The organism is Nocardia sp. NPDC059195 (assembly GCF_042754695.1).
In the GTDB taxonomy this organism is placed as follows: Bacteria; Actinomycetota; Actinomycetes; order Mycobacteriales; family Mycobacteriaceae; genus Nocardia.
On record NZ_JBHZBG010000002.1, the window covers coordinates 454,229 to 475,814 of the forward strand.

The following is a 21,586-nucleotide window of genomic DNA, read 5'->3' on the forward strand; positions in this document are numbered from 1 at the left end:
CATCGCGTCGTCCGCGCTGGTCAGACAGTCTGAAGCGGCAGCTCGGCGAAGGCGTAGGTCAGCCACGACTCCCGCAATCGATACGATTCCCGGGCTTTGACCGGCCGCAGCGTCGGATACTTGCCGAACATCGCGCGCGCGGCGTGCACGACCTGCATCTCGGCCAATGCCGCGCCGATACAGAAGTGCCGACCGTGCCCGAACACCAGATCGTGACGCCCGCGACCCGGGTCCAGATGCGCCGACCGTAACGACAGGAACACCGTGTGCCCCCGCGGGATCCGAACACCGTTGACCTCGATATCGGTTAGCGGGAACCTGCGCAACGCGTAGTTCACCGGGGCCGCCACCCCGATGACCGCTCGCACCAGTCGCGCGAACTCCGGCGGCGAGTCCAGCACCGCGCGGGCTTGCTCGCCGCGGTTGCGGACCAGTTCATCCAGAACTGCCGCCGTCAATGTCGTGACGTTCTCGAATCCGCCGATGATCACTGCGAATGCCAGGCTGATCAGTTCTTCTTCGCTGAGCCGATCGGCCCCATCCCTCGCGGTCACCCATCGCGAGATCAGATCCTCGCCCGGATCGCGGCGCTTGGCCTCGATCACGCCCGCCACCAGCATCAACATCGTCGTCATCGCCCCCCGCACCGCCTCACCCTCGTGCGAGCTATCGATCAAGAACATCGGCCGCGCAGCCTCCCGGAACGCGTCGAGCTTGTCGTCCGGCAAGCCGAGCAACGTGCCGATCACCCGCGGCGGCAACGGTTCACACAGCCCGCCCATCGCATCGATCTCGCCCACGGTCGGCATCGCATCGACTAGTTCGGTGACCGCGTCTCGAACCACCTGCTCATGTCTGGGGTGGTGGGCCGACGCGAACGCCGCTGACGCCAATTTCCGCACGCGCCGATGCTGCGCCCCGTCGAGATTGAGCAGATTCTGGTCCAACGCGGGCGGAAGGTTCTGGCCCCGGAACCCGGTGGTCGAGTCCGATTTCGACGCCGACATCCGCGGATCGGCCAGTAATGTGGTCACCGCCTCCCATCCGGTGACCACCCACACCGGTGACCCATCCGGCAACTGCGCCTCGTGCACACCATGCCCACGAGTCCGCAGATCCTCGTGCAACGGATCAACGCCGTGGATCCCCGCCTCGAACGGGCACCGCCCCATGTCCATGCCTCTAGTGTGCCAACGACCAGGAGTGTTTGCCGTGCCGATCACCACCCGCGTCGCCACCACCGCCGACATCCCCGCCTGCGCCACCGTTCTCGCCGAGGCATTCCGCGACGATCCACTCATGTCCGCGATCTGGCCGAGCCCACCTCAACGAGATGAGGCTCTGCCGAAGTACTTCGCCGCGTCCTTGCGGCACTTCCACATTCCTGGCGGCGGCGTCCAGGTTGCAACCGATGCTGACGACGCGGTCGGCGCGGTCGCCGTATGGGACCCTCCAGGCCGCTGGGACCTTGGGATTTTGCGGACCCTGCGTGCCGTCCCCGACCTTTTTCCCGCCCTGCGCACCCGCGCGCCAGCGGCTATCACGATCCGTCGCACCCTCGACAAACACCATCCCGCTAATCCCGAGCATTGGTACCTGGCCAACATCGGTACAACACCCACGCTGCAAGGGAGTGGATACGGCACCCGCCTGATCACCGACCGTCTCGCCGGTCTCCAGACCGCGGCCTTTCTTGTCTGCACTCGCGAAGAGAACATCACCTATTACGAGAAGTTCGGATTCCGAGTTGCCGAGACATTTTCCCTGCCAGCAGGCGACGAACCGGCCATGTGGGCAATGGCCCGCAACATGTGACACTGTGCTGTGCGGCCTACCTAGTTCTGATCGTTCGGCAGGTTCGGACCGTGGATATCGTCGGACCGCGACGCGCGCTGGTGCGCCACACTGGAAGCGACAACGAGAGTGGAGTCGATCTTATGAACGACCGTGACGACCGCATCGCCGAGTACGAGGCCCAGCTCGCGCTGATATACGCACCAGAACTGGCATCGCTGGCAACACGCTTTGATGTGGTCGGAGAGGTCGTTAACACGGGTGGTGGCTGTATGGCGATTGAGGCGACCATGGGAACCGTTCCCGGCACGAATCACCCGCTGCAGCTGCTGGTCACGTCGGCCGATCCAGGTCTTGCCGACGAGCGAGCCGAGATACTGCACTGGTTGATCGGCCTGTATGACGGGGTCGAAGGTAGCGATCCTCTTGCCGAGGGTCACGACACCGATTCGTTCACCGACGCGGTCGAATCCGCATTGAAGAACCTGGCGCTCGGTGTTCCTCCGCCGTCCGAACTTTGTGAGTGCTACACCTAGACTGCGGTGCTCAGTCGGCTTCGATCTCGATGCCATCGGCGGACAGGTCTGGAACAATTTTGCCAGCGAAGTGATCGATGATCCGCTGGCGCGACGATTCGGCGGGGATCAGGCTAGCTGTCGGCATGTGGAGCGGGTGGGACCACCATCGCCCGGGATGAAGCTCGTCCCACGGCGGACGCCTTCCATCCTTTCGGCGCGCCGCTCCCGGGTCGTGGTTGCCGAATCCGTCGACGACGGTGTTCCAGACTGGTCGAGAGTCATTGATCATGACTCCCTCGGCCAGGGCTACGAAGACCTCGATCGCCACCAGGTACCGGACGGCGAAGTCGGCGACATCCAGGCTCTCGACTTGATCTATGGACTCCCTGTGCTCGTGGAGGCGATCCCACAGGGGACAGCCGATCTTCGATGCGTCGACGTTCCCCTTCCGTGTTCCCTCCGGGCGAGCCTGACCGACGTAGATCGGCTTCTCGGTCCCACTGATCGCCTGGTAGAGCGAGTTGTCACCGGTGTAGTACAGCGCGTAGACACCCGCACCGGTCATCAAGGCCACGGAGCCAAGTGGCTCCCGGTCCCGCTGAAGTAGTTCCCGCTCAACACTCCGCCCGAGGTTGACCAGGTCGAGCGGGTTGTACGGCGTCGGAGTCGCCGCGTTCTCGCGCCAATTCTTCGGCTTTCGGGCCTTCTTCGGCCTGCTCGGCGGTCGCGGCTGCGATTCTTCCTCTGTCTGCGCCACTTGCACCACCGGCCCCGCTCCCTACCGTCGCACTGATCGAGAGAACCTTATCGGTCTTTGACACGCGACGGCCAACTCGCGGGGCTGCCGGGGACTAGTCACCCGCCTCGGAGCCCCTGAAATTCTGCAGCTCGTCTCCGAGCCCGATGTCCTACTTTCGGACTGTAAGTGGTCAGCGGAACCGCGGGCAGTTCTCCGGGCGCGACGCCGAGCCGAAGCTCAGTGTCTCGGCGATAGGGTCTTGAGTTACGGCGGCGGGCACCTGCCGGTCGGCGCAATCACCGATCTTGATCCCTTCGAATCCCCCTGGGGAGAAACCCGGTTGGCCCCAACAACTTTCGTCCGACTCACCACGCTTGGTGCCGCTAGGGGGATAGCTCCGCGGTATGGTTTGCCCATGAATGACCAGCGAGGAGAAGCAAAGCGGCAACGGACCAGCGTTGAGCTGTTCGCGGGTGGAGGCGGCCTCGCTATGGCCGTCCATCAGGCCGGCTTCCGCCCCTTGCTGTTCAACGAGTTCAACAAGCGGGCTTGTGAGACGCTCATGGCCAGCGCGAAGAAGACGCTCGGGACCGACGGACTGAACCAACTGGACGAAATGGATGGTCGTTTCCCCAAACCTCCCAAGGAGGGGCAACCGGCGCCGCTGTATCCGGCCGACGTCCAGAACCTTGTTCTCACGGCATTCGAGGGCGAGGTCGACGTGCTCGCGGGAGGCCCCCCTTGCCAGCCGTTCAGTGCTGGTGGCGTCGCCAAGGGCGACGAGGACAAGCGCAACATGTTTCCGGCGATGTTCGAAGCCATACGCCAGATCCGCCCGAAGGTGGTGATCTGCGAGAACGTCCGAGGCCTCCTCCGCCCCTCATTCGCCGACTACTTCCAATACATCGTCAACGAATTACAGCTCCCGTTCGAGAAGCGGAAAGATTCGACGCGATGGCAAGACCACAATTCCCACCTGCAGGAAATCCTCGCCACGCTCTCCGACAACGACAGCCATCGCGACCACTATAAGGTCGTCGTGGTTCCGGTCAACGCCGCCGACTACGGCGTTCCACAAGTGCGCAACCGGGTCGTGATCGTCGCGTTCAGGGCGGACCTCGGTATCGATGTCGAAGCCTTCGAGAAGCACGTCAAGACACCGAGGTACTCCGAAGCCGCGTTGTTCCGCTCCATCCGAGACGGCGAATATTGGGGCCGACACCCCGATGTCCCGGTTCACGTGAAGGAGCGCGTCGAGGCGCGCATACCGAAATTCGTGAAGGAGGACGACTGCCTGCCCTGGCGCACGCTGCGCGACGCGATCAACGGGTATGGCACGGACACTCGCCTTACACAGCTGCCCCCGGTCGATCTGAACCGACTTGACGAGAAGTACGACTTCGGTTCGGAGATCGGCGTCGACCACCACGTCGGATGGCCGGGCGCGCGAATCTACAAGGGGCACACCCCCAACGAACTCGACCGACCAGCGAAAACCGTCAAGGCCGGCGTGCACGGCGTGCCGGGCGGCGAGTCGGTCATGCTGCTCGACGACCGCGTCGCCGACTCCGAATCCCCCGACGGTTGGCGATACCTGCATCGGTACATGACCGTGCGAGAGACCGCGCGCGTGATGACGTTCCCTGACGAATGGCTAGGGTCCGGGCCCCGGGGCGAGCAGATGCGGCAACTCGGCAACGCCGTACCCGTAGTGCTCGGTGAGTTCTTCGCCTCGGCCGTCGCCGATGCCCTCACCGCGGCGGAAGCATCGGAAGCCGCCACCGATGACGTGCTCGTAGCAGCACGCTGACGATGCTCTCGCGGGCCGCGGAACACCGATGGAACGAGCGACTGCCATCCGCGCGGGCCTACAAGCGGATGGAAGGCGCTGTCGCTCCAGCGGTCGAGCAAGATCGCGCGGCCGGTGGGCGGAACCACCGGAACGTGGATCTCGGCGACGGACGGTTCGCGCGAGGATCTATCTACCTGCGCGTATATCGACGCACTCGCCGAATCCGCGCGTACTTGCGTTGGTCGCGCGACGGCAAATCCGAGGAACGATACATCTGCGAGGTCACACACGACTCGCGCAAGGACAACCTGATCCAGGCGTGGCGCGAGGCCCACTCCCAGAAGTTAGTGGGCGACCGCCCACTGCCTCCGGCGTCGACGGCGTCATCTGCCGCGGTGCGCGCGGTCATGCGCGCGAACCGTAGGCGCGACACCGGACCTGAGATGGCGTTGCGGAGGGAGCTGTACCGCCGTGGCCTGCGGTACAGGGTTGACGCTAGACCGATAGCGACGCTTCGCCGTACGGCCGACATTGTCTTCGCCGCCGATCGCGTAGCCGTCTTCGTGGACGGGTGCTTCTGGCACGGCTGTCCATTACACCATCGACCGGCGATCAAGAACTCGAAGTTCTGGAGCACGAAGATCGAGGCTAATCAGGACCGTGACCGCGACACATCGACACGGCTCGAAGAGGCCGATTGGCGCGTGATCCGAGTATGGGAGCACGAGAACTCGGACGAGGCCGCCGACCGCATCCAAACCGCGCTCCTCAGCCACCGCCGCACATCCCGTCGGTAATCGGGCTACAGGAATCTTCGTAATGTATGGCTCTCCCACGCACGCTCGGGAGATTTCCTCAATCCCACGGCGAGAACCGCAGCGTCCCTCCGTACGAATCGGCTGGCGATCATTCTGCGCCGCAATCTGATTCGGCGAGACCATCTAGTTCGGCACCAGTTGCCCCAGCTCACACAGGATCACGGCGGCATGTCGGTGGTGCGCGCTAACCTGTGGCGGCAAGCCACGCCGGGCGGGCAGAAGGGGAGACCTGTGACAGAGCAGTTCGTCAACATCGAGCCGCATCCGCGGATTCTGACCGTCCTGGGGGACATCGAGTTCAGTCCGCTGCAATGCCTGTCAGAGCTCGTCGATAACGCGTTCGACGAGTTCCTGTCGAGCCCGTCCGCTCACGGTGAGCGCCCCACCGTGAGCGTGAACTTGCCTGGCAAAGAGGGGAACGCGCGCACCGCTGAAGTCTGGGTCACCGATAACGGCCGAGGTATGGACCTCCCGACCCTGAACAACGCCGTGCGGGCGGGCTGGTCCGGCAATGCCCGCTACGGTGCGCTCGGCCTGTACGGGATGGGCTTCAACATCGCGACGGCTCGCCTCGGTCGTCTCACGACCATCCGGACGACGCGGGCCGGCGACCCGTCCTGGACCGTGCTCGACCTGGACCTCGACGCGTTGGTCAAGGGCGGCACCTACAAGGTGCCAGCCCGTCAGGAGCCCAAGGCATCGCCCGACGAGCACGGCACTCAGATCATCATCAAGAACCTGAAGACCGACCAGTGGCACGAACTGGTGCGCCGCGGTGACAAGCTGAGGGAACAGTTGGGGGACGTCTATTCCTACCTGCTCCGGGAGCGCGGCTTCCTGATCACCGTGAACGGCAAGAAGACCCAGCCAAGACTGCCGTGTGTCTGGGACGCCTCCCGGACCGTGACCCGCAAGGGCAACACCATCCCCGCCGTCATCGAGTTCGATGAACGCCTGCTCCCCGCTATGGCTTGCTTCAACTGCGGCTGGTGGAGCCCCAGCGGGGCGGACAAGTGCGACGACTGCGAGAGCACTGACATCCAGGAGCGTGAACGACGGATCTGGGGCTGGGTCGGCATCCAGCGCTATCACCACGCGAACGACTACGGCCTCGACTTCCTGCGCAACGGACGAAAGATCCTCACCCGCGACAAGAAGCTCTTCTCGTGGGAAGACCCTGATGGCATCGAAGGCCCCGACCTCGAATACCCCATCGACAGTATCCGCGGGGGCAAGGGGCGCATCGTCGGTGAGATCCATTGCGATCACGTGCCGGTGTACTACACCAAAACTCGCTTCATCGAGGAAAGCCCGGAGTGGATCAAGCTGGTCCGCACGATTCGAGGCACTGTCCCAATGAAGGAGAAGAAGGCACTCCAGCTCTACCGGCGGACCAATGACAGCCACCTCGGTCGGCTGTACACGGGATTCCGCCGGGACGACGCCGGCCTGAACTACCTGCTCCCAGGGGCCGGGGGCAAGGTCCTGTTCGACAGGGCCATCGAGTGGGCCGAGAAATTCCGTAAGGGCGACCCCGATTACCAAACCGACGAAAAGTGGTATGAGGCGGCCTATCTCAATGATCACCCGGTGACGGTCGACCCGGACGACGGCGACGCGGATCCGTTCGCGGCCATGGGACTCGGTCAGGGGCCGACCGCTACGCCCACCAGTGTCTCGCCCTCCCCTTCGCCCGTGACCCCCGCTCCCGTTGCCAAGACACTCGATGATCGATTGGCGGATTATCGAGCGGCCGGGGCGCAAGTCCTGGACCTGTCAGGTGAGTACGAGGTCAAGGGACACGGCTCGGTGTCGTTGACCGTATGGGCGGTCAAGGGCGTCACACTCGCCGACCAGAAGGGGACGAACGTGCCGCTGTTCGCCCACCTTCGCAAAGCCCCCGACGTCGAGATCTTCGTCGACATCACGCATTCCCTGTTCACCGAGTACGGTGTCGATTTCCGCGATATGGCCATGGTGGAACTGGCCGAGTGGATCCGAGTCGCGCGTGGCGCGACCAAACCACTCTCGACAGTCCTGATGGACCTGAAGAGCCGCGCCACCGACCAGAAGGTCACCGCGGAAGCGTTGACCGCCCGCGCCACCCGCCTGCTCGACCGCGTCAAGGACGCGATGCAGCGTGAAATCAAGGGTGGGGCACCCACCGGCTACTGGGACATGCTTCAGGAATCCGAGAAGGTCCGCGCCCAGCAGCGATTCGTCGTCGAGGGCGGGAACGGCGGGTGGGAATCCGCCATCGAGGCCGGGGACTTCGTCCCCTTCTTGCCTCCCAATGCCGTCGTGCGACTGCTCGAACTGCGCCCGGACGCTTTTCTCGACGGAAAGGTGTTCCACCGCCCCTACTCCAACCTGACCGACCAGGAATCGCGCGCCTTGGTGCTCACGCGCCTGACCGGCTTGGTGAGCGACCTCGCGGTAATGGCCGAGCACCAGCCGAAACTCGACCTCGACGAACTCGCGCGGATCCGGCTCAGTTGCCTGCTGGTCGAACGTGACCTCGCCGACAGCGAATGAGGACCATCCATCATGACTGACGGTTTCCTCGGACCCGGTTTTCTGCGTGAGCTGGGCCCCAACCAATTCCCGCGCCAGATCGAGAGATTGCTGTGGCACATGGGATTCACCGAGGTCGCCAACATCGATGGCTCCGGAGATCAGGGTGGCGACATCCTGGCTAGCGCCTCGGGGCAGGACTGGGTCCTACAGTGCAAGTGGCGGAAACAAGGCCCGATCTCCGCTGATGGCGTCGACGAGGTCGCCCGGGCCCGCGAACACTACCGTCGAGACAAGGCCGCCGTGGTCACCAACACCGTCCTCGGCGTGGACGCCAAGCGCCGCATCGACCGACTCGCGCTGATCGGTCCCCAAATCCACGAATGGCCCGGCGATACCCTCCGAAAGGCCTGGGCCAAGGTACCCGAGCGCTTCGGGACCGTCACCCCGCGCAATTACCAGCGGATCGCGATCGACAACGCCGTCGGCGGACTGAACACCACCAGCCGAGCGTTGGTCATCCTGGCCACCGGCTTGGGTAAAACTATCGTCGGGGCGGAGGTTATCGACGAGCACCTTCGTCGGCGGCCAAACGACTTGGTCCTGGTTGTCGCCCACACCAAGGATCTAGTCGATCAACTCGAACGCGCTCTCTGGCGTCACCTGCCCAAAACCGTGAAAACCCGGCTAGTCACAGGAGAAGAGCGTCCCGACGATCTCTCCGGCGTCACCTGCGCCACCCTCGGTAGCGCTCTCTACATGGTTCGGCGCGGATATCGCCCCGCACTGGTCGTGGTGGACGAAGCTCATCACGTCGGGGAGGACGGACAATATGGCGAGCTGCTCGACCTGCTTACCGACTCCCGGCAAATAGGCCTCACCGCTACGCCTTGGCGCGGCGACGAATACGACATCACGCACCGGTTCGGTGAACCCGTCGTGAAGATCGGCATCGAAGAGGGCATGCGCCGGAGCTACCTCGCTCAGGTCGACTACCGCCTCTTCGTTGACAACGTCGACTGGGACGTGGTCCGTTCAGCCAGCCAGCACGATTACAGCTTGGGCGAACTCAACGCCCGACTCTTCCTCCCCCAGCGCGATGAGGCCGTCCGCGACGAGCTGGCGGCCGTATGGGGAACCACGCCCAATCCCCGGGCTCTGGTCTTCTGCCGCACCATCGACCACGCGGAACGTCTCGCCGATCTCCTGCGCCGCACTCCGAATTGGTCGGGCGCCCTGGCCATCCACGCCGAGCTCTCCAAGCGCGAACGCCAATCCCGCCTCTTGGCGTTCCGCTCCGGCGAGGTCCCCATCCTGACCTCTGTGGACATTCTCAACGAAGGTGTCGACGTGCCGGATGTCAACATCCTGTGTTTCGCGCGTGTCACCCACAGTCGTCGCATCTTCATCCAGCAACTGGGCCGCGGTCTGCGCCTTCGCGAGGGCAAGGAACGGGTCGCCGTCCTCGACTTCGTCAGCGACCTCCGGCGCGTGGCAGCAGCCCTGAACATAAAACGCGCGGTCGCCGACTCCGCGAATACTGAGGAACTCCAGGGCATCACACCATCCCGTGTCGAGTTCACCGACCAGCGAGTGGCCTCCCTCATGGAAGAATGGATCAAGGACGCCGCCAGCCTCGAGACAGCCTACGACGAGGTCCGCCTCCAGTTCCCAGACCAAACCATGACCAGTCAGCGGTGATCAATGCCCCCGAAAGTGCCCAAGCCCATCCAAGTCCAAGTCGCCACCGAGCTCTACCAACGAGCCGAGGACATCGACTGGGATCTACTCACCGACCGTGAACGCGCCAACTACTACGCGAAGTGGGTAGATGACAAGAAAATCGGCGGCATCCTCGTGGGGTACCTCCCCGTTGGCGATGTCCGTGTCTGGATCAAGGACGGGCCGATGAAGGAATACGTCCGAGCACTGGAAGGAATCGGCACCTACGCGTCGTGCGCCACAAAGCGGTTCCCCCCGCACGACACGCTCGTGAAGCAAGGTCTCGGCCCTTCCTGGGATCTGGTGCCACAGTCGGTGAAGGAAAAGCCCATGCACTGCATGGCCACCGACGGAGAGCACGAGCGCTATGTGTGCTGGGGCGCGCCCCATACCTTCAAGGATCTGATTTGGGCCGCCCTCGGTGCGGCCGTCAACTCGTCGGAAACACCTCTGATCATTGTCACGACCCGCACCGGCCATCCGCAGCTGACACAGGAAGAGGACTTCCAGAATGCCGTCGCCGCTCGCTGCGGCCTCCGGATAGCCCACGTCAGTCGAAAGCTGACCCCGACAGGCTAGGAATCAACCCGGCGTATCAACTGTGCCGGTCAGGGTCCAATGTGGATGAACTATGTCCACAACGGTTGCGAATGTGACATCACTCGGGAAAGTCCCCGCCCCCAGACCTGCTCGCCGAAATTCGCCGGGCGGAGCAGGTTTGAGGCGGTCAGTTGTATCCAGTCACCAGCTTCGCGATCAGAATCAGGTTGATGTATAAACTTCCACCGAACGCGCGATTACCTCGATCGCAGTGGCAACGAGGTCTTTAGCCGAACACCGCCGACTATTACCGCGGTCGCGTCATCGTCGGCTATGAACTCGACTACGCCCAGTGTCGATGTCTGGCCGGCCGCTGTTTGGATCGCCCAAGCGGCGGTGTAGTCATCTAGTGCCGCGTCCCGGAACGTGACTGATTCACGTGCCACGCCACGCAAGCGGCCAGCGAGTACTGCGGCCACGACACGCGTCGTCTCGTCGATACCGGTTTCCTCGACCGGCCACTCCAAAAGCTGGCCCAGATCTGGCCGGAGCAGCACCGTCACGAACGATTTGGCGGCGACGTACTGGCTGCCAGGGTTCCGGAAGCGCTCGAAATCCCGCTCGACATTCACGAGCTCGCGCACGCGCTGGAGATGGCGTTCGATTATGGCGTTGACCTCACCACTCGGATTGGCTGCGGCGATCTCAGCGACAGCCGCTTTCAACACCTCGGACGGGCTCCATGACTCGGATCGGTCGCGTTCACCTAACACACGGTAGGCGGCCCGAAAGATAAGTCGATCAGCTCTTTCCTCGTCAGTCTCGCTCGTTGGTTCGGCAACTTCGCCGGTCAGCCCGGACCAACTCAGCCACGGCGGGACGATGGTGTCCTTCGGCAGGCTGGTGGCGCCGAGCAAGCCAGCCGCGACCGCCAGCGCCTCGCCATTGTCAGCGGCGGCCATCGCCGCGCTGATCGCTCCACGTACGCGATCTATCCGCGACCAATCAGTCTCCGGCGCTTCCATTGGCGCCGCGATCACAACCTCAGCGTCGGATTCCGTGGAAAACAACTCGGGGTTTACCCGAAGCAAGCACTCGTGTGGAAAGACATTGCCGTAACGGCGAGAGCGATGCTCACGAAGCGATTTCTCGTCGGGGAAGTGGATCGCTTTGACGTCGGCCAGCGCCACCGCGCGCGAATAGACGACACGCCCATCCAGCCGTTTACCGTTCAGGGCGGCCTCGGATAGCTCAACCAGGACCGGCGCACTAGCGCCACGCTCGGCCACCACGCGCTCGATCAACTGCACTGGCGGTGGACCGACGAGTAGCGGCACCCACCCGGGAGACAGCTCTAAAAGGTCGGCGTAGTACTTGCGGAAGGACTCGCGCGGTGCCAGCAACCGCGAGCCGAGCAGACCAATGAGGTTCATACGGTTGGTCAGGAAGAACAAGCGCGTCGGCGCGGACGCGACTAGGGAGGCCGGTTCCTCCACCGGGACAGTCTCCTGCTCGGACACCGCCTCAACCGGTTCAGATGATGACGGATCCGCAGCAGCGTGCTGGTCCGATGTGATGTGCTCCGTTTCGGGCTCGTTCGCCTGCACCGGAGTAGATTCGACTTCGCCTGTATCAGCTTCTTCTACCGGCTCAACGGGCACTGCGACCTCGACCGGCTGCGGCTCTTCGGACTGCGCGGAAACATCGAAGAGCGCCAAAGGTTCAGCGGGTTCGTTGAAAGCACGCTCCCCGACCTTCGCCTTCGCTGATCCACGCGTGCGGGCGGACTTCATGACCTCGGGCCGGTCGCCACCGAAACCGTCGCGCTCGACCTGACCATCATCGATCACTGTTCCAGTACCAAGCCGGTCAAGTCAGCAACAATCTCCGGCACGCCCGAAGCACCACTCCAGGACAGATGCAGTTCGTGGCAGGCTCTGGACATCACCACATAGAACATCATGCGTGTGGCCGCCGATGTCGCATCGGCCGTCACCTGCTGCAGCTCGGGCACGAACAACGCGTCGAACTCCAAACCCTTGAGCGACTTATAGTGCACCAACGTCACAGCTGGCGAATCGAAGTCGAGGATGCGGTGCTGGGGGTTGCTCGAGATGTACTGCTGAACTGGAACTGGCAACTTGCGGTTCAGCAGCGCCTGGTACAGCTTGCGTTGCAGCGGATGGTTGCCGCAGGCCACTCCGATGGTCAGGTTGGTGCGCGCCTTGCCGTAACGGGCGATGAAATCCACGAATTCATCCACGCTCGCGTAGCGCTTCAGCGTCGGCTTGTCGCCGTGGCGCTCCGGCGGGGCTGGAAGTCCGGTAGGAGCGCCGGAATAGTACTTGGCTGCCACGGCCGCGATCTCGACGGTGTTGCGGTAGTTGCGCAGAAGGGACAGATGCTCGCGGGCCCCGATCGCGGTCTCGATCTCGTGCAACGTGGTGTTGTTGTCGAACAGCTGCTGGTTCTCGTCAGCGAAGACCGTGATGTTCTTGGCGACGAAGCGCGCGATCCGGAAGAAGCCGAGCGATAGGTCCTGACCTTCGTCGACGATCAAGTCCGCCAGGCCGCCCAGCTGCGGCGGGTTGGCCATGAACAGCTGGGCGATCTGAGCCCAGTCGACCTCGTAGGAGCTGCCAGTAATGGTCGGGGGTTTGGTGCCGTAATGCTGTCGCCAGAAGTCCCAGAACCACTTGTGGAAGGTGGTGACATACCCGGCGACGTCCATCTCGTTAGCCGCCTGCTCGGTGTACTGCTGGAGCACCTTCGAGTACATGAGCACGGCTGGCTCGCGATCATCGAAAGTCAACGCCTGGGCGCGGTATAGCGCCATCACGGACTTGCCGGTCCCCGGGGGGCCGCTCACCAGGTAGTTGCCGTCGAGGTCGAGGCTGTAGATGAGGTCCTGTTCCTTGGATAGGTCCTCGAAGGCGGGCAGCCTCACCCTGTGCTCCTGACACCCTCAACCGCTGCCTCGATGGCCGCGTCGAGCACTGGCTTGAAGAAGCCCCGCACCTTGTCGTTGCCGATCACCATCCCTCGGTCCAGCAGATAATTGCCGCTCTCACAACTCGTCTCGGCCACGAGCGAGCATGCGTGGCAGGCCGCGATGTTGAGGCTGGCGAAGGTGGATGCCAGGTTCTCGCTACAGAGCGGGTCAGACGAACACCACATGGCGTCCTGCAACGCTTCCAAAATGGTGGTTCGCAGGGTAGGCGGCTCGCCTTGGCGCACCAAGCCGCCCAGGGTGCCTTCGGAATCACCAGCAGCGGTGTAGATCAGGATGCCTGCTTGCTTGGCGGTGCCGTCCGCCTCCAAGCTGCTTCGGGCGTATATGCGTTCTCGCAGGCTCGTGGCCGCGTAGCCCGATTCGAAGGCCAAGCGGCGAATCATCAGGTGCGCGAAAGTGTGCAGTAGAACGTAGCGAGGGCTGAGGATCGGCCCCGTCCGTTCCCGCAGCCGCGGTGCCATGAATGAGGCGTCCAGGCGCCCTTCCAATTCCGCGACGCGGGCGCGCACGTCATCCTGCTGCTCCCAGACGTTCAGACGGTTCTCGTCCAATGACAAGAAGATGCCTTCACCGCCGACGTCGATAGCTGGCAACCAGCTGACTCGGTGGTTGAGTGCGGCCTTCACCAAGGTGTCTTTGTCACCCGGTGTGACCCGATGGAAACCCTCCAGCGCGCGTACCTCGCGTAGCCGATCGGCCAACACCACCTTGTCGATGCGGTCGGTGAGCAACGACGTAATGGCGTTGCTGTCAGCGGCGCCCGCTGTCAGGCCAACGTGCCGAGTCCGGAAGTGCGGATCATCGGAATTGTCCGAGGGGGTCAGGAACGCGGCCCATTCCTCGCTCAGCAGGTCGCCAGGTGTCGCCTCGACGGCTGTCGCTCGCCCTGCCTCGCGCTGCTTCTCATCGCGAGCGAGAGCCTTCACATAGTCTTCGGCCACGTCGTGCCTCTCTGCCAGCATCTGCACAGTGAGACCGAACATCGGAGACTCTTCGTTGGTGGTCATCAGAGGCCGGAACCAGTCGTCAGCCTTGATGGCCATCGCCTTCTCGCTGTTCGCGTCCGACCGCGACGGATTCGGAATCTCGATAGACGAGTGGACGACCGGGAAGTACACGTTGCTGGCTCCGCGCTGAACCGCCAGGGGAATCTCATCGCAGTCGACGCGTTCCTCGAAGCGTTGCCAGGGCTGTCGGCCGCCGCACGAGACGCCGATGGACTTGAGCGATCCTTTCGAGGTTATACCCATCAGGTTTCGGCGGCTCTGGCAGCTTTGGCATCGAACTTGGAGGGTGTCGAGGCCACCACCGCCCTTACCCGGCAATGTCTCGAAGCACAGGCTGTCCTTCTGGCACTGGCGGGCGTCAGGGGTTGAGCTACGGGAGTGTGCCCACCGTCGCCAGTCGATGTCGTCCATGTGCCCCTTGGGACAGATCTGAATCCAACGCATCGGCACCAATGGCTTGCGGCCAGCACAACCACCGCAGGTCGGGGATTTTCCATCTTGCTCCAGCGAGCGCTTCCACCGGGTCATGCGGCGGCACTTCTGGCAGAACAGCCAGGTCGGGAAGCGCGAGTACGGTACGCCAGCTTTTGAGGGTGCCCAGGAATTGCTGTCAATCGACGGCGCTGCCCGAAACTGTGTCACGCCGAGAGCAGCGGCCAACCGATCGCTTTGTATCGTCTCGCCTCGGGCACCCCACCTGAAGATGTCACAACCCACTAGCGACTCGCCCTGGAAGTCGAAGATCGCTCCGACGCCGAAGGGGACGATCGTCTGCGACTGCCTGATTTTGCGTTGCATTTGGCTACTTGTTTCCCTTCGACGACCCCGCACCGTGGACAACCTCGATCAGCGACTCCATGTCCACATTGCGCATCGAACCGAGTGTTGGCCACGCGTCGCCCTTGGCATGGAACTGTTTGATGAGGTTGATCTGGCCTTTGCCATTCGGCTTGTAGTACAAGAGCTTGCTGTCCGCGTCGGCTCGCCGAGCGCGGTCCAGCCAGTCGTCGATGAACCTGTCCAGATAGCTCCGCGCGCCGATTCGTTCGCGAGGTTCGACACGTTCCACCACTTCGATCAGGGCGTCCGCCAATTCTCGGACCTCGGCCTCGTGATTAATGATCTCGCCAGCTCGTCCGTCCGTGTTCAGGCCGAGCTTATGTCGGACGAGGATCACCAGCGCGGCGTGAAGCGCGCGGTCACGCGATGGTGGTGAGTACGGGGTGACGCTTGTGGGCTCAACGTGGCGATAGAGCGCTGAGTGGTACCCGCGGAAGTTCTCGTAGTGCGATCTGTCGCGCGGCTTGGTCGCGCGGAACAGATCGAACACCAGGCCGGGTGCCGTCGAACGTCCCACGCGGCTGGTGGCCTGGATGTACTCGGCGGTGGCCTTTGGCTGGCCGTTCACGAGCATCAAGCCCAGGCGAGGAACGTCCACACCCACCGACAGCATGCTCGATGTGGCCAGGAAGTCCACCGAGTTCTTGTCGGAGCACGGCTTATTCAGACGCTCGAGAAGGCGTGGCTGCTGGGCGCGAGGAACAGACGACGACAGCTCATCGACGTCGTAATCGCGTTTTGGTCGGTTAACGATCAAGCTGCCCAACCGGGAGTGGATATCGTCACGGGCGATGGTGACCGTTTTGCCGAGCTCGCGCAGGGAGCTGTGGTAGGCGACCACCGTCCAGTAGGCGTCCTGGGCATCGTCGGCCAGGCAGAGGTCTACCGGTGCTTGCAGAAGCGCTGCCCCGGAGTGCACCACCGCGGTGTCGAAGGTGTGCCCTTGGGCCATCATGCCGACGTACAAGCGTCCGGGTGACGTCTTGTCCTCCCTGGCGAAGTAAGAGTTGCCAGCGTCGATCCCTGCTGGTGGGAACAAATCAACCGGCCGCCCGAAAAGGCCGTTGATCTGTGCCGTGGCGCGTCGAATCGTCGCGGTGGATGAGATGACCTTCGGTGGCCGCCGATCTGACTCGCAGAGCAGGTTGATCGCAGCTTCGTACAGGCCGACCGTCGTACCCAACGGGCCAGTCAGTAGGTGCAACTCGTCCTGGATGATGAGAGAGGGGGGACGCGTGCCATTGGCTCGCCCGAACAGTTTGCCCGACTCTGGAACCCAGGCGAGCTGGGCGAACTTATCCACCGTGCCAAGCAGAAAGGTTGGTGGACTGTCGTACAGCGCGTCGTCGATCACCCGCACCGGTAGCTCGGAATGGAACTCGCATTTGCTTGATGGGCAGTGGAACTTGAACGACTGATCGGTGCAGACGATGCCGTAGTCGGCGTCCTCGTCGCTGTGTTCACGGGGCACGATCTCAGTGCCACACCATGGGCAACGCTCCAGGAGGAATCGATCGTCTGTTTCGCCGGCGTCGCGTAATTCGTCGAACCGCTCGCGTGCCTTGACATAGCGGTTCGGCGTAGTCGCCTCACCAACCCACAGCCCTACGGAGACTGGCTCATCACCTAGGCGAGCTGGGTGCTCGCGCCGAAGGTATTCGCAGGCCGCGATGGTTGAGGCCGTGCGCTGGAACTGCTGTGCGGTCAGCAGCGACAGCGTGTAGCGACTGACAACTGCCGTGCCTCCGCCCGCGACGCCTTCCAGCAGCCGCCGTCGGAAAATTTCGAAGGCCGCGACGAGCAGGTAGGCCTCGGTCTTCCCCCCGCCCGTCGGAAACCAGATCAGGTCTACGACATTTCGATCATCGTCTTCGGGGTCGGCCAGGCCGCGCAGGGTCGTCAGGAAGAAGCCCATCTGGAACGGCCGCCACTGGGCACCACCCAGATAGTTCGTCGGCAAGTCGGGGGCCGCACTACGCGGATGGCGTGTGCCGGCCAAGTCCTTCTTGCTGTGCCGCATCTGAATCAACATGGCCCGGTTAGCCAGTCGGAAGGCTTCGATCAGCTTGGCGCGATTGGGGTGTTGAGCGAACACACGAACGCCCGCGCGCATCCGGTCGCGGGCGCGCACCAGTCGCTCGATCACGGATACCGTCGCGTCCTTGTAACGCTCCTCTAAGCCCGCGGCTTCGGCGCCTACCTGCTCGATCCAGGCGTCGTAGGGGTCAACGAAAGCGTCGAGTTCGCGTACAAGGTCGTCGGCGTCCGTCGAGGCGTCGGCCAGCCAGGCGATGTTCAGAGCCGGCCTTGAGTCGCCCTCAGCGCTGACTCGCGGAACGACAAAGGATGGCATGACTTCCGAGCGGACGCCGTTGACCTTGCCGTCGAGTTCTCGCCACTCCGGTGAACAGCCGTGACCGATGGCGAAGACGCGCGCCTTGCGGTGCATCAGCCGAAGCTCTTGCTCCTCGGGATCGTGGGAAGCCATTGTTACCGAGGGGTACTCCAAGAGCTCGCCCGCGCCATCCACGCTCACATCGAACTCGACCTGGAGCAGGATATCTTCCCAGCCCGGTTTCGGGTGTTCACCGTCGATGCTCCGGGCGTTTACCAACGTAACCGTCACAAGGTTCCCGTGGGGGTACCCGCGCCAGCGAATGTGAATCTCGGCCTTTTTGTCCCAGATCGGCTCGGGCTCGGTGTTGTCAGCGGTAATGGTCACTTTCGCCTCAGGCAGCGGGTTGCGTCGCCAGACACGCCTTGAACCAGGGGACTTCTGACGCGGGTCCTCATCCTGTTCCTCGGTAGGCCCACCGTCCCGAACCTCCTGAGCGGTCAGAGCCTCCACAGCCGCAGCGCCGCTTAGTAGTTCGTACTCAGCAGCGCGGGCGTTGATCGTCAGTTCGGTCGCCGTGGTGAAGAACGACAGCCCCTGCGACGCGGGTAGGAAGTCGTTGGCCGCTGAGACCGGATCGTCGCTGAACTGGCTCTCGTCGCCGCCGACAGCCGTCGCCGACTCGTCTTCCTCCTCGCCCTCCTGCTCGACGTACCCCGCGAACTCGGCCTTACGGGGGAACAGCGTGCCCATGAGGTACCGGCGGTTAGGCGGATCGAAGATGATCTCAGCGGACCCGTCGAACGGGCCGACCAGCTGGCGGCGAACGTAGTCGACGAAGTCGGACCGGACATCTGAGAGTGTGGTCATGCACCCGCCTTGTTCAATGCGTCGAGAGCCGTTGCGGCATAGGTCTTGTACAACTCAGCCACCCGGGCTGCGACTGCTGGACTGGTCGCTAGCCAAAGACCAGCGCGCGGCCGGCTCAGTGCGACGTACAGCAGGTTAATCTCCACCTCCGAGTCGAGTGAGTCGATGTCTATGACGCACACGAACCGGTTCTCCAACCCCTTGATGTCCACCGCTGATGCCCAGGTGAGATCGGCACCCGGCCAACCGGCCGCTGAGTCCGTGTCGAGCTGACGCAATTTCCCCTTCCGCGCAACACGCAGCCCCCGGGCAGCACTCGTCCCCCAATCACCACGAAGCGAGACTATGGTGACAGCACCGACCGGCACTTCGTGGTCGCGAAGCATGCGCAGGTGCGCTTCCAGCGCCGCTGTCTCCGTCGCCTGGTCGTCTACCGTCAGGAACTCGACTTGCGGCCCCGAGCCAGCTGCCGCCACCCCGGTGTCAGCTCCGGTGAGTGCCCGGGTCTGGAAAGCGATCTCGCGAGTGTTGCGACAGTTGGTTTGGAGGGTGGCGGGCACTGGCGAGAACGACTGGATGTATTGCAAGGCTTCGCGATCGAAGTCGCCATACAGGTCAGCTTGGCGGTTCTGGTCCATGAACATCACCCACCGCCCATCGCTCCAGCCACCGGCGATGGTCGCCTCGAGGCGGTCAAGGCAGTCGAAGTTCATCAGATCCTGTGCCTCGTCGATCATTACGGCATCGAACTGCTGGTTGCTGGGCAGTTCGGATGCCGCGTGAACTGCGACATCAGTCCCGGTCAGCAGTTCCCGGACGAACGCCGCCAAGACCTCGCTCCGGCAGAGGAACAGCACCGCACGGCCGACCAGGGCCTGGCGGCGGGCGACTTCGGTCGCCAGGAAGGTCTTGCCGGTCCCCGCTCCCCCGTTGCAGAGCACTCTGGGCGCCTCGCTGATGAGGTCGAGCCTGGTGAACTGCTCGTCGGTCAGGCGAACGAAGGCGACATCGAGTGTGCTGGCGCGGGCGTCGAGCAGGGGTGTGCGGTCGAAACTTGGGCGCAGTCGCTGAATAAGCGTTCCGTGCAGGTGCTTGTCGATGGGCAGCTTGTCCGGCTGACGCCGACACCAGTAGGCGACCGCCTGATTGACCGCCCCGACGAACTCCCGGCTGAATTGCCCTCGGCCACAGTAGGTCTCAGCATCCCACTCGAAGCTGCTCAGCGCCAGGTCCACATCGGGAGTAACCACCAGGGACCCGAAAGCGATGTCATCAACTGCTACACCGATCTGCTCCCGTAGCCGATCGCGAAGTGCATACATACCGCTAGTGACCTGCTTGAACGGACCCTCCCGATCTTGTCGGTGGTGTCCGCTACGGTCGCTGTACGTCCATAAGCCGTTGTTACAGGAGATTTGGGCACCCTTGACCTCTACGACCAGCACCAGCTCGTCGAGCACGAGCACGAAATCAAGCTCAGAGGTGAGCTTGTACTCGTGCGTCGGCAGGTTCAGAGAGTGCAGTGCCGTGCCTCGGAGTCCGCTGGCTGCCAGCGCCTCGAACACGCGCCGTTCAGACGTAGTTGTCGGGACCGAGCCAAGCTCGGCCGGGATCATTCTCAAGGTCGCTCCCCACAGGTTTGACTGCAGCGTAATCCTGCCGCACGGACACACCGCCCGCAGCAGTTCGGTGCCGCCCAGGGGAGTTTCGAGTGGACATTGAATACGTAGGTCGCGTACTCGTCCGGCTCCAGCCGTTCGTCAAGGATCGTGTGATTCGACGCTCTCGCATAGAGCGCGTGCTGGGGACGCTGCGGACCCCGCCGGAACATCTTGCGGCTGAGATCGATCGCCTGCTCATCAAGGCGGGCATCAACATCGATGAAGACTGCGCGCCTGTGCCGACAGAGCCCGAGACGCCCGAAGACGTAGTAGCCGACGCGGAGTTCGACATCGAGCCGGATGACCGGGCTGCGGGCGGTCCGGGACGTGACTCGGATGCTGTGGAGGCCGCTCGTCGGCGGATCAGGTCCGATCGACGCGTCCCCGCGTCCAGACGTGCCAGGGTGCTGCTTCGGTCCGAGGAAGAAGTCGGCCTTGCCATCCTGGTGCGGGGCGAAACCGGACAACCTCTGAAGCAGGGTGACTTCGCCAAACTGACAGGCGAACCTCGCGAAGCGGCGATCTGCTTGCTGCTTCACAACCAGGGACTGGTGCATTCAGTCGCCAAGCGCTACGCGCCTTCTGGCATGACTTCCGAAGACCTGTTTCAGCACGGCATTACAGGACTCATTCGCGCGGTGGAGCTGTTCGATCCGAACATGGGCAACAAGTTCTCGACATACTCCATGAACTGGGTGCGCCAATCCATCACGCGCGCTATCGCTAACGAGTCGCGCATGATCCGGGTGCCGGTGCATATGTACGAGCGCGTGCTGAAGGTCTGGCAGACTCATGCTCGTCTGACTGTCGACGGCGAGGCGCCGTCGGTTCACCAGTTGGCCTTGGCCTGCGAGTTGATCGATAGCCAAGTGACGGAGTGCCTGATGCTTGGGCGGCACGACATCCTCTCGCTAGACACCCCGGTCGCCCACGAGGGTGAGGCGACGCTGGGCGACCTGTACGACAGCGCCGACCCCTACGCCGATCCAGAGCGTGAGATTGTGTTCGCCCTCCTGCAAGGACAGATCGCCGTCGTGCTGGAGACAGTCAGTGAACGGGAAGCGAGCGTGGTGTCGATGCGGTTCGGACTCTTGGACGATTCGCCGAAGACGCTCGATGAGATCGGAAAAATCTACGGCGTTTCGCGCGAGCGGATCCGCCAGATCGAAAAGAAGGCGATGACCCAGCTACAAGACCCGTCGCGGAGCCAGGTACTCCGGGCGTACTTGTATGGCAGCGACGATCTACCGACGCGCAAGCCGCAGCCCGACAACGATGTTCAGGAAAGCGGACAATGCGCGCCCGAATTCGTGCTTCAGACTCGGGGGGCATCACAGGGTGAGCCTGGCTCCCTGTGAAGTCGACGATGCGAACTTTGGGATAGGGCTGCGGCTGCGCTATCGAGATGCGGCGACAACAGCGA

At 63.2% G+C, this 21,586-nt stretch carries 15 protein-coding genes; 8 read left to right on the forward strand and 7 right to left on the reverse strand.

Annotated features, from left to right (window positions below; translation table 11 throughout):
* Positions 1 to 20: 20 nt before the first annotated feature.
* Positions 21 to 1,178 carry a cytochrome P450 gene (locus ACFXKN_RS04555; RefSeq protein ID WP_379432405.1) on the reverse strand — a complete coding sequence of 386 codons (1,158 nt, stop codon included), beginning with the start codon at positions 1,176 to 1,178 and terminating at the stop codon, positions 21 to 23.
* Positions 1,179 to 1,212: 34 nt separating this feature from the next.
* On the opposite strand from ACFXKN_RS04555, the gene ACFXKN_RS04560 reads away from it, so the two are divergent.
* Both ACFXKN_RS04560 and ACFXKN_RS04565 read left to right on the forward strand, forming a co-directional pair.
* Positions 1,213 to 1,815, forward strand: coding sequence for a GNAT family N-acetyltransferase (locus ACFXKN_RS04560; RefSeq protein ID WP_379432406.1), 603 nt, complete (start codon positions 1,213 to 1,215; stop codon positions 1,813 to 1,815).
* 50 nt (positions 1,816 to 1,865) lie between these two features.
* On the forward strand, positions 1,866 to 2,330 hold the full coding sequence (locus ACFXKN_RS04565) for a hypothetical protein (RefSeq protein WP_379432407.1): 465 nt from the start codon (positions 1,866 to 1,868) through the stop codon (positions 2,328 to 2,330).
* A gap of 10 nt (positions 2,331 to 2,340) precedes the next feature.
* On the opposite strand, the gene ACFXKN_RS04570 is transcribed toward ACFXKN_RS04565, so the two are convergent.
* Entirely contained in the window at positions 2,341 to 3,069 is a 729-nt protein-coding gene (locus tag ACFXKN_RS04570) for an Eco29kI family restriction endonuclease (protein WP_379432408.1), read from the reverse strand.
* A gap of 397 nt (positions 3,070 to 3,466) precedes the next feature.
* Between ACFXKN_RS04570 and ACFXKN_RS04575 the strand changes: the two genes are divergently transcribed.
* The 5 genes from ACFXKN_RS04575 to ACFXKN_RS04595 all read left to right on the forward strand — a co-directional run bounded on the left by ACFXKN_RS04575 (position 3,467) and on the right by ACFXKN_RS04595 (position 10,476).
* The gene (locus ACFXKN_RS04575) at positions 3,467 to 4,861 is read left to right on the forward strand and encodes a DNA cytosine methyltransferase (RefSeq protein ID WP_379432409.1); all 1,395 of its coding nucleotides are present in this window, start codon (positions 3,467 to 3,469) and stop codon (positions 4,859 to 4,861) included.
* A 2-nt stretch (positions 4,862 to 4,863) separates the two neighbouring features.
* Complete coding sequence (locus tag ACFXKN_RS04580; protein ID WP_379432410.1) at positions 4,864 to 5,640, forward strand: very short patch repair endonuclease; 777 nt, start codon at positions 4,864 to 4,866, stop codon at positions 5,638 to 5,640.
* Between the two features lie 252 nt (positions 5,641 to 5,892).
* On the forward strand, positions 5,893 to 8,196 hold the full coding sequence (locus tag ACFXKN_RS04585; protein WP_379432411.1) for an ATP-binding protein: 2,304 nt from the start codon (positions 5,893 to 5,895) through the stop codon (positions 8,194 to 8,196).
* A gap of 12 nt (positions 8,197 to 8,208) precedes the next feature.
* Positions 8,209 to 9,876, forward strand: coding sequence for a DEAD/DEAH box helicase family protein (locus tag ACFXKN_RS04590; RefSeq protein WP_379432412.1), 1,668 nt, complete (start codon positions 8,209 to 8,211; stop codon positions 9,874 to 9,876).
* A gap of 15 nt (positions 9,877 to 9,891) precedes the next feature.
* Entirely contained in the window at positions 9,892 to 10,476 is a 585-nt protein-coding gene (locus ACFXKN_RS04595; protein ID WP_379432413.1) for a hypothetical protein, read from the forward strand.
* A gap of 218 nt (positions 10,477 to 10,694) precedes the next feature.
* Here ACFXKN_RS04595 and ACFXKN_RS04600 read toward each other — a convergent pair whose 3' ends face one another.
* From ACFXKN_RS04600 to ACFXKN_RS04620, 5 genes are read right to left on the reverse strand one after another with little or no spacing between them, the layout of a single operon-like run.
* On the reverse strand, positions 10,695 to 12,287 hold the full coding sequence (locus ACFXKN_RS04600; RefSeq protein ID WP_379432414.1) for a hypothetical protein: 1,593 nt from the start codon (positions 12,285 to 12,287) through the stop codon (positions 10,695 to 10,697).
* Positions 12,284 to 13,384: an AAA family ATPase gene (locus ACFXKN_RS04605; RefSeq protein ID WP_379432415.1), complete on the reverse strand. Its 1,101-nt coding sequence runs from the start codon at positions 13,382 to 13,384 to the stop codon at positions 12,284 to 12,286. Before ACFXKN_RS04605 ends, ACFXKN_RS04600 begins: the two co-directional genes overlap by 4 nt.
* On the reverse strand, positions 13,381 to 15,255 hold the full coding sequence (gene drmB, locus ACFXKN_RS04610) for a DrmB family protein (protein WP_379432416.1): 1,875 nt from the start codon (positions 15,253 to 15,255) through the stop codon (positions 13,381 to 13,383). Before drmB ends, ACFXKN_RS04605 begins: the two co-directional genes overlap by 4 nt.
* Before the next feature lie 4 nt (positions 15,256 to 15,259).
* Positions 15,260 to 18,502 (reverse strand): helicase-related protein, encoded by a 3,243-nt coding sequence (locus tag ACFXKN_RS04615; RefSeq protein WP_379432417.1) that lies wholly within the window; start codon positions 18,500 to 18,502, stop codon positions 15,260 to 15,262.
* Entirely contained in the window at positions 18,499 to 20,118 is a 1,620-nt protein-coding gene (locus ACFXKN_RS04620; RefSeq protein WP_379432418.1) for an NERD domain-containing protein, read from the reverse strand. The genes ACFXKN_RS04615 and ACFXKN_RS04620 overlap by 4 nt, the downstream gene beginning before the upstream one ends.
* A gap of 95 nt (positions 20,119 to 20,213) precedes the next feature.
* On the opposite strand from ACFXKN_RS04620, the gene ACFXKN_RS04625 reads away from it, so the two are divergent.
* A complete protein-coding gene (locus tag ACFXKN_RS04625) occupies positions 20,214 to 21,521 on the forward strand; it encodes an RNA polymerase sigma factor RpoD/SigA (protein WP_379432419.1) in 1,308 nt (435 codons plus the stop codon).
* Positions 21,522 to 21,586: the final 65 nt, after the last annotated feature.

Bases quoted from the DNA above. Each gene is read 5' to 3' on its own strand.
- ACFXKN_RS04575 (WP_379432409.1), top strand. From the start codon at position 3,467: ATGAATGACCAGCGAGGAGAAGCAAAGCGGCAACGGACCAGCGTTGAG.
- ACFXKN_RS04555 (WP_379432405.1), bottom strand. From the start codon at position 1,178: ATGGACATGGGGCGGTGCCCGTTCGAGGCGGGGATCCACGGCGTTGAT.
- ACFXKN_RS04590 (WP_379432412.1), top strand. From the start codon at position 8,209: ATGACTGACGGTTTCCTCGGACCCGGTTTTCTGCGTGAGCTGGGCCCC.
- ACFXKN_RS04580 (WP_379432410.1), top strand. From the start codon at position 4,864: ATGCTCTCGCGGGCCGCGGAACACCGATGGAACGAGCGACTGCCATCC.
- ACFXKN_RS04620 (WP_379432418.1), bottom strand. From the start codon at position 20,118: ATGATCCCGGCCGAGCTTGGCTCGGTCCCGACAACTACGTCTGAACGG.
- ACFXKN_RS04615 (WP_379432417.1), bottom strand. From the start codon at position 18,502: ATGACCACACTCTCAGATGTCCGGTCCGACTTCGTCGACTACGTTCGC.
- drmB (WP_379432416.1), bottom strand. From the start codon at position 15,255: ATGCAACGCAAAATCAGGCAGTCGCAGACGATCGTCCCCTTCGGCGTC.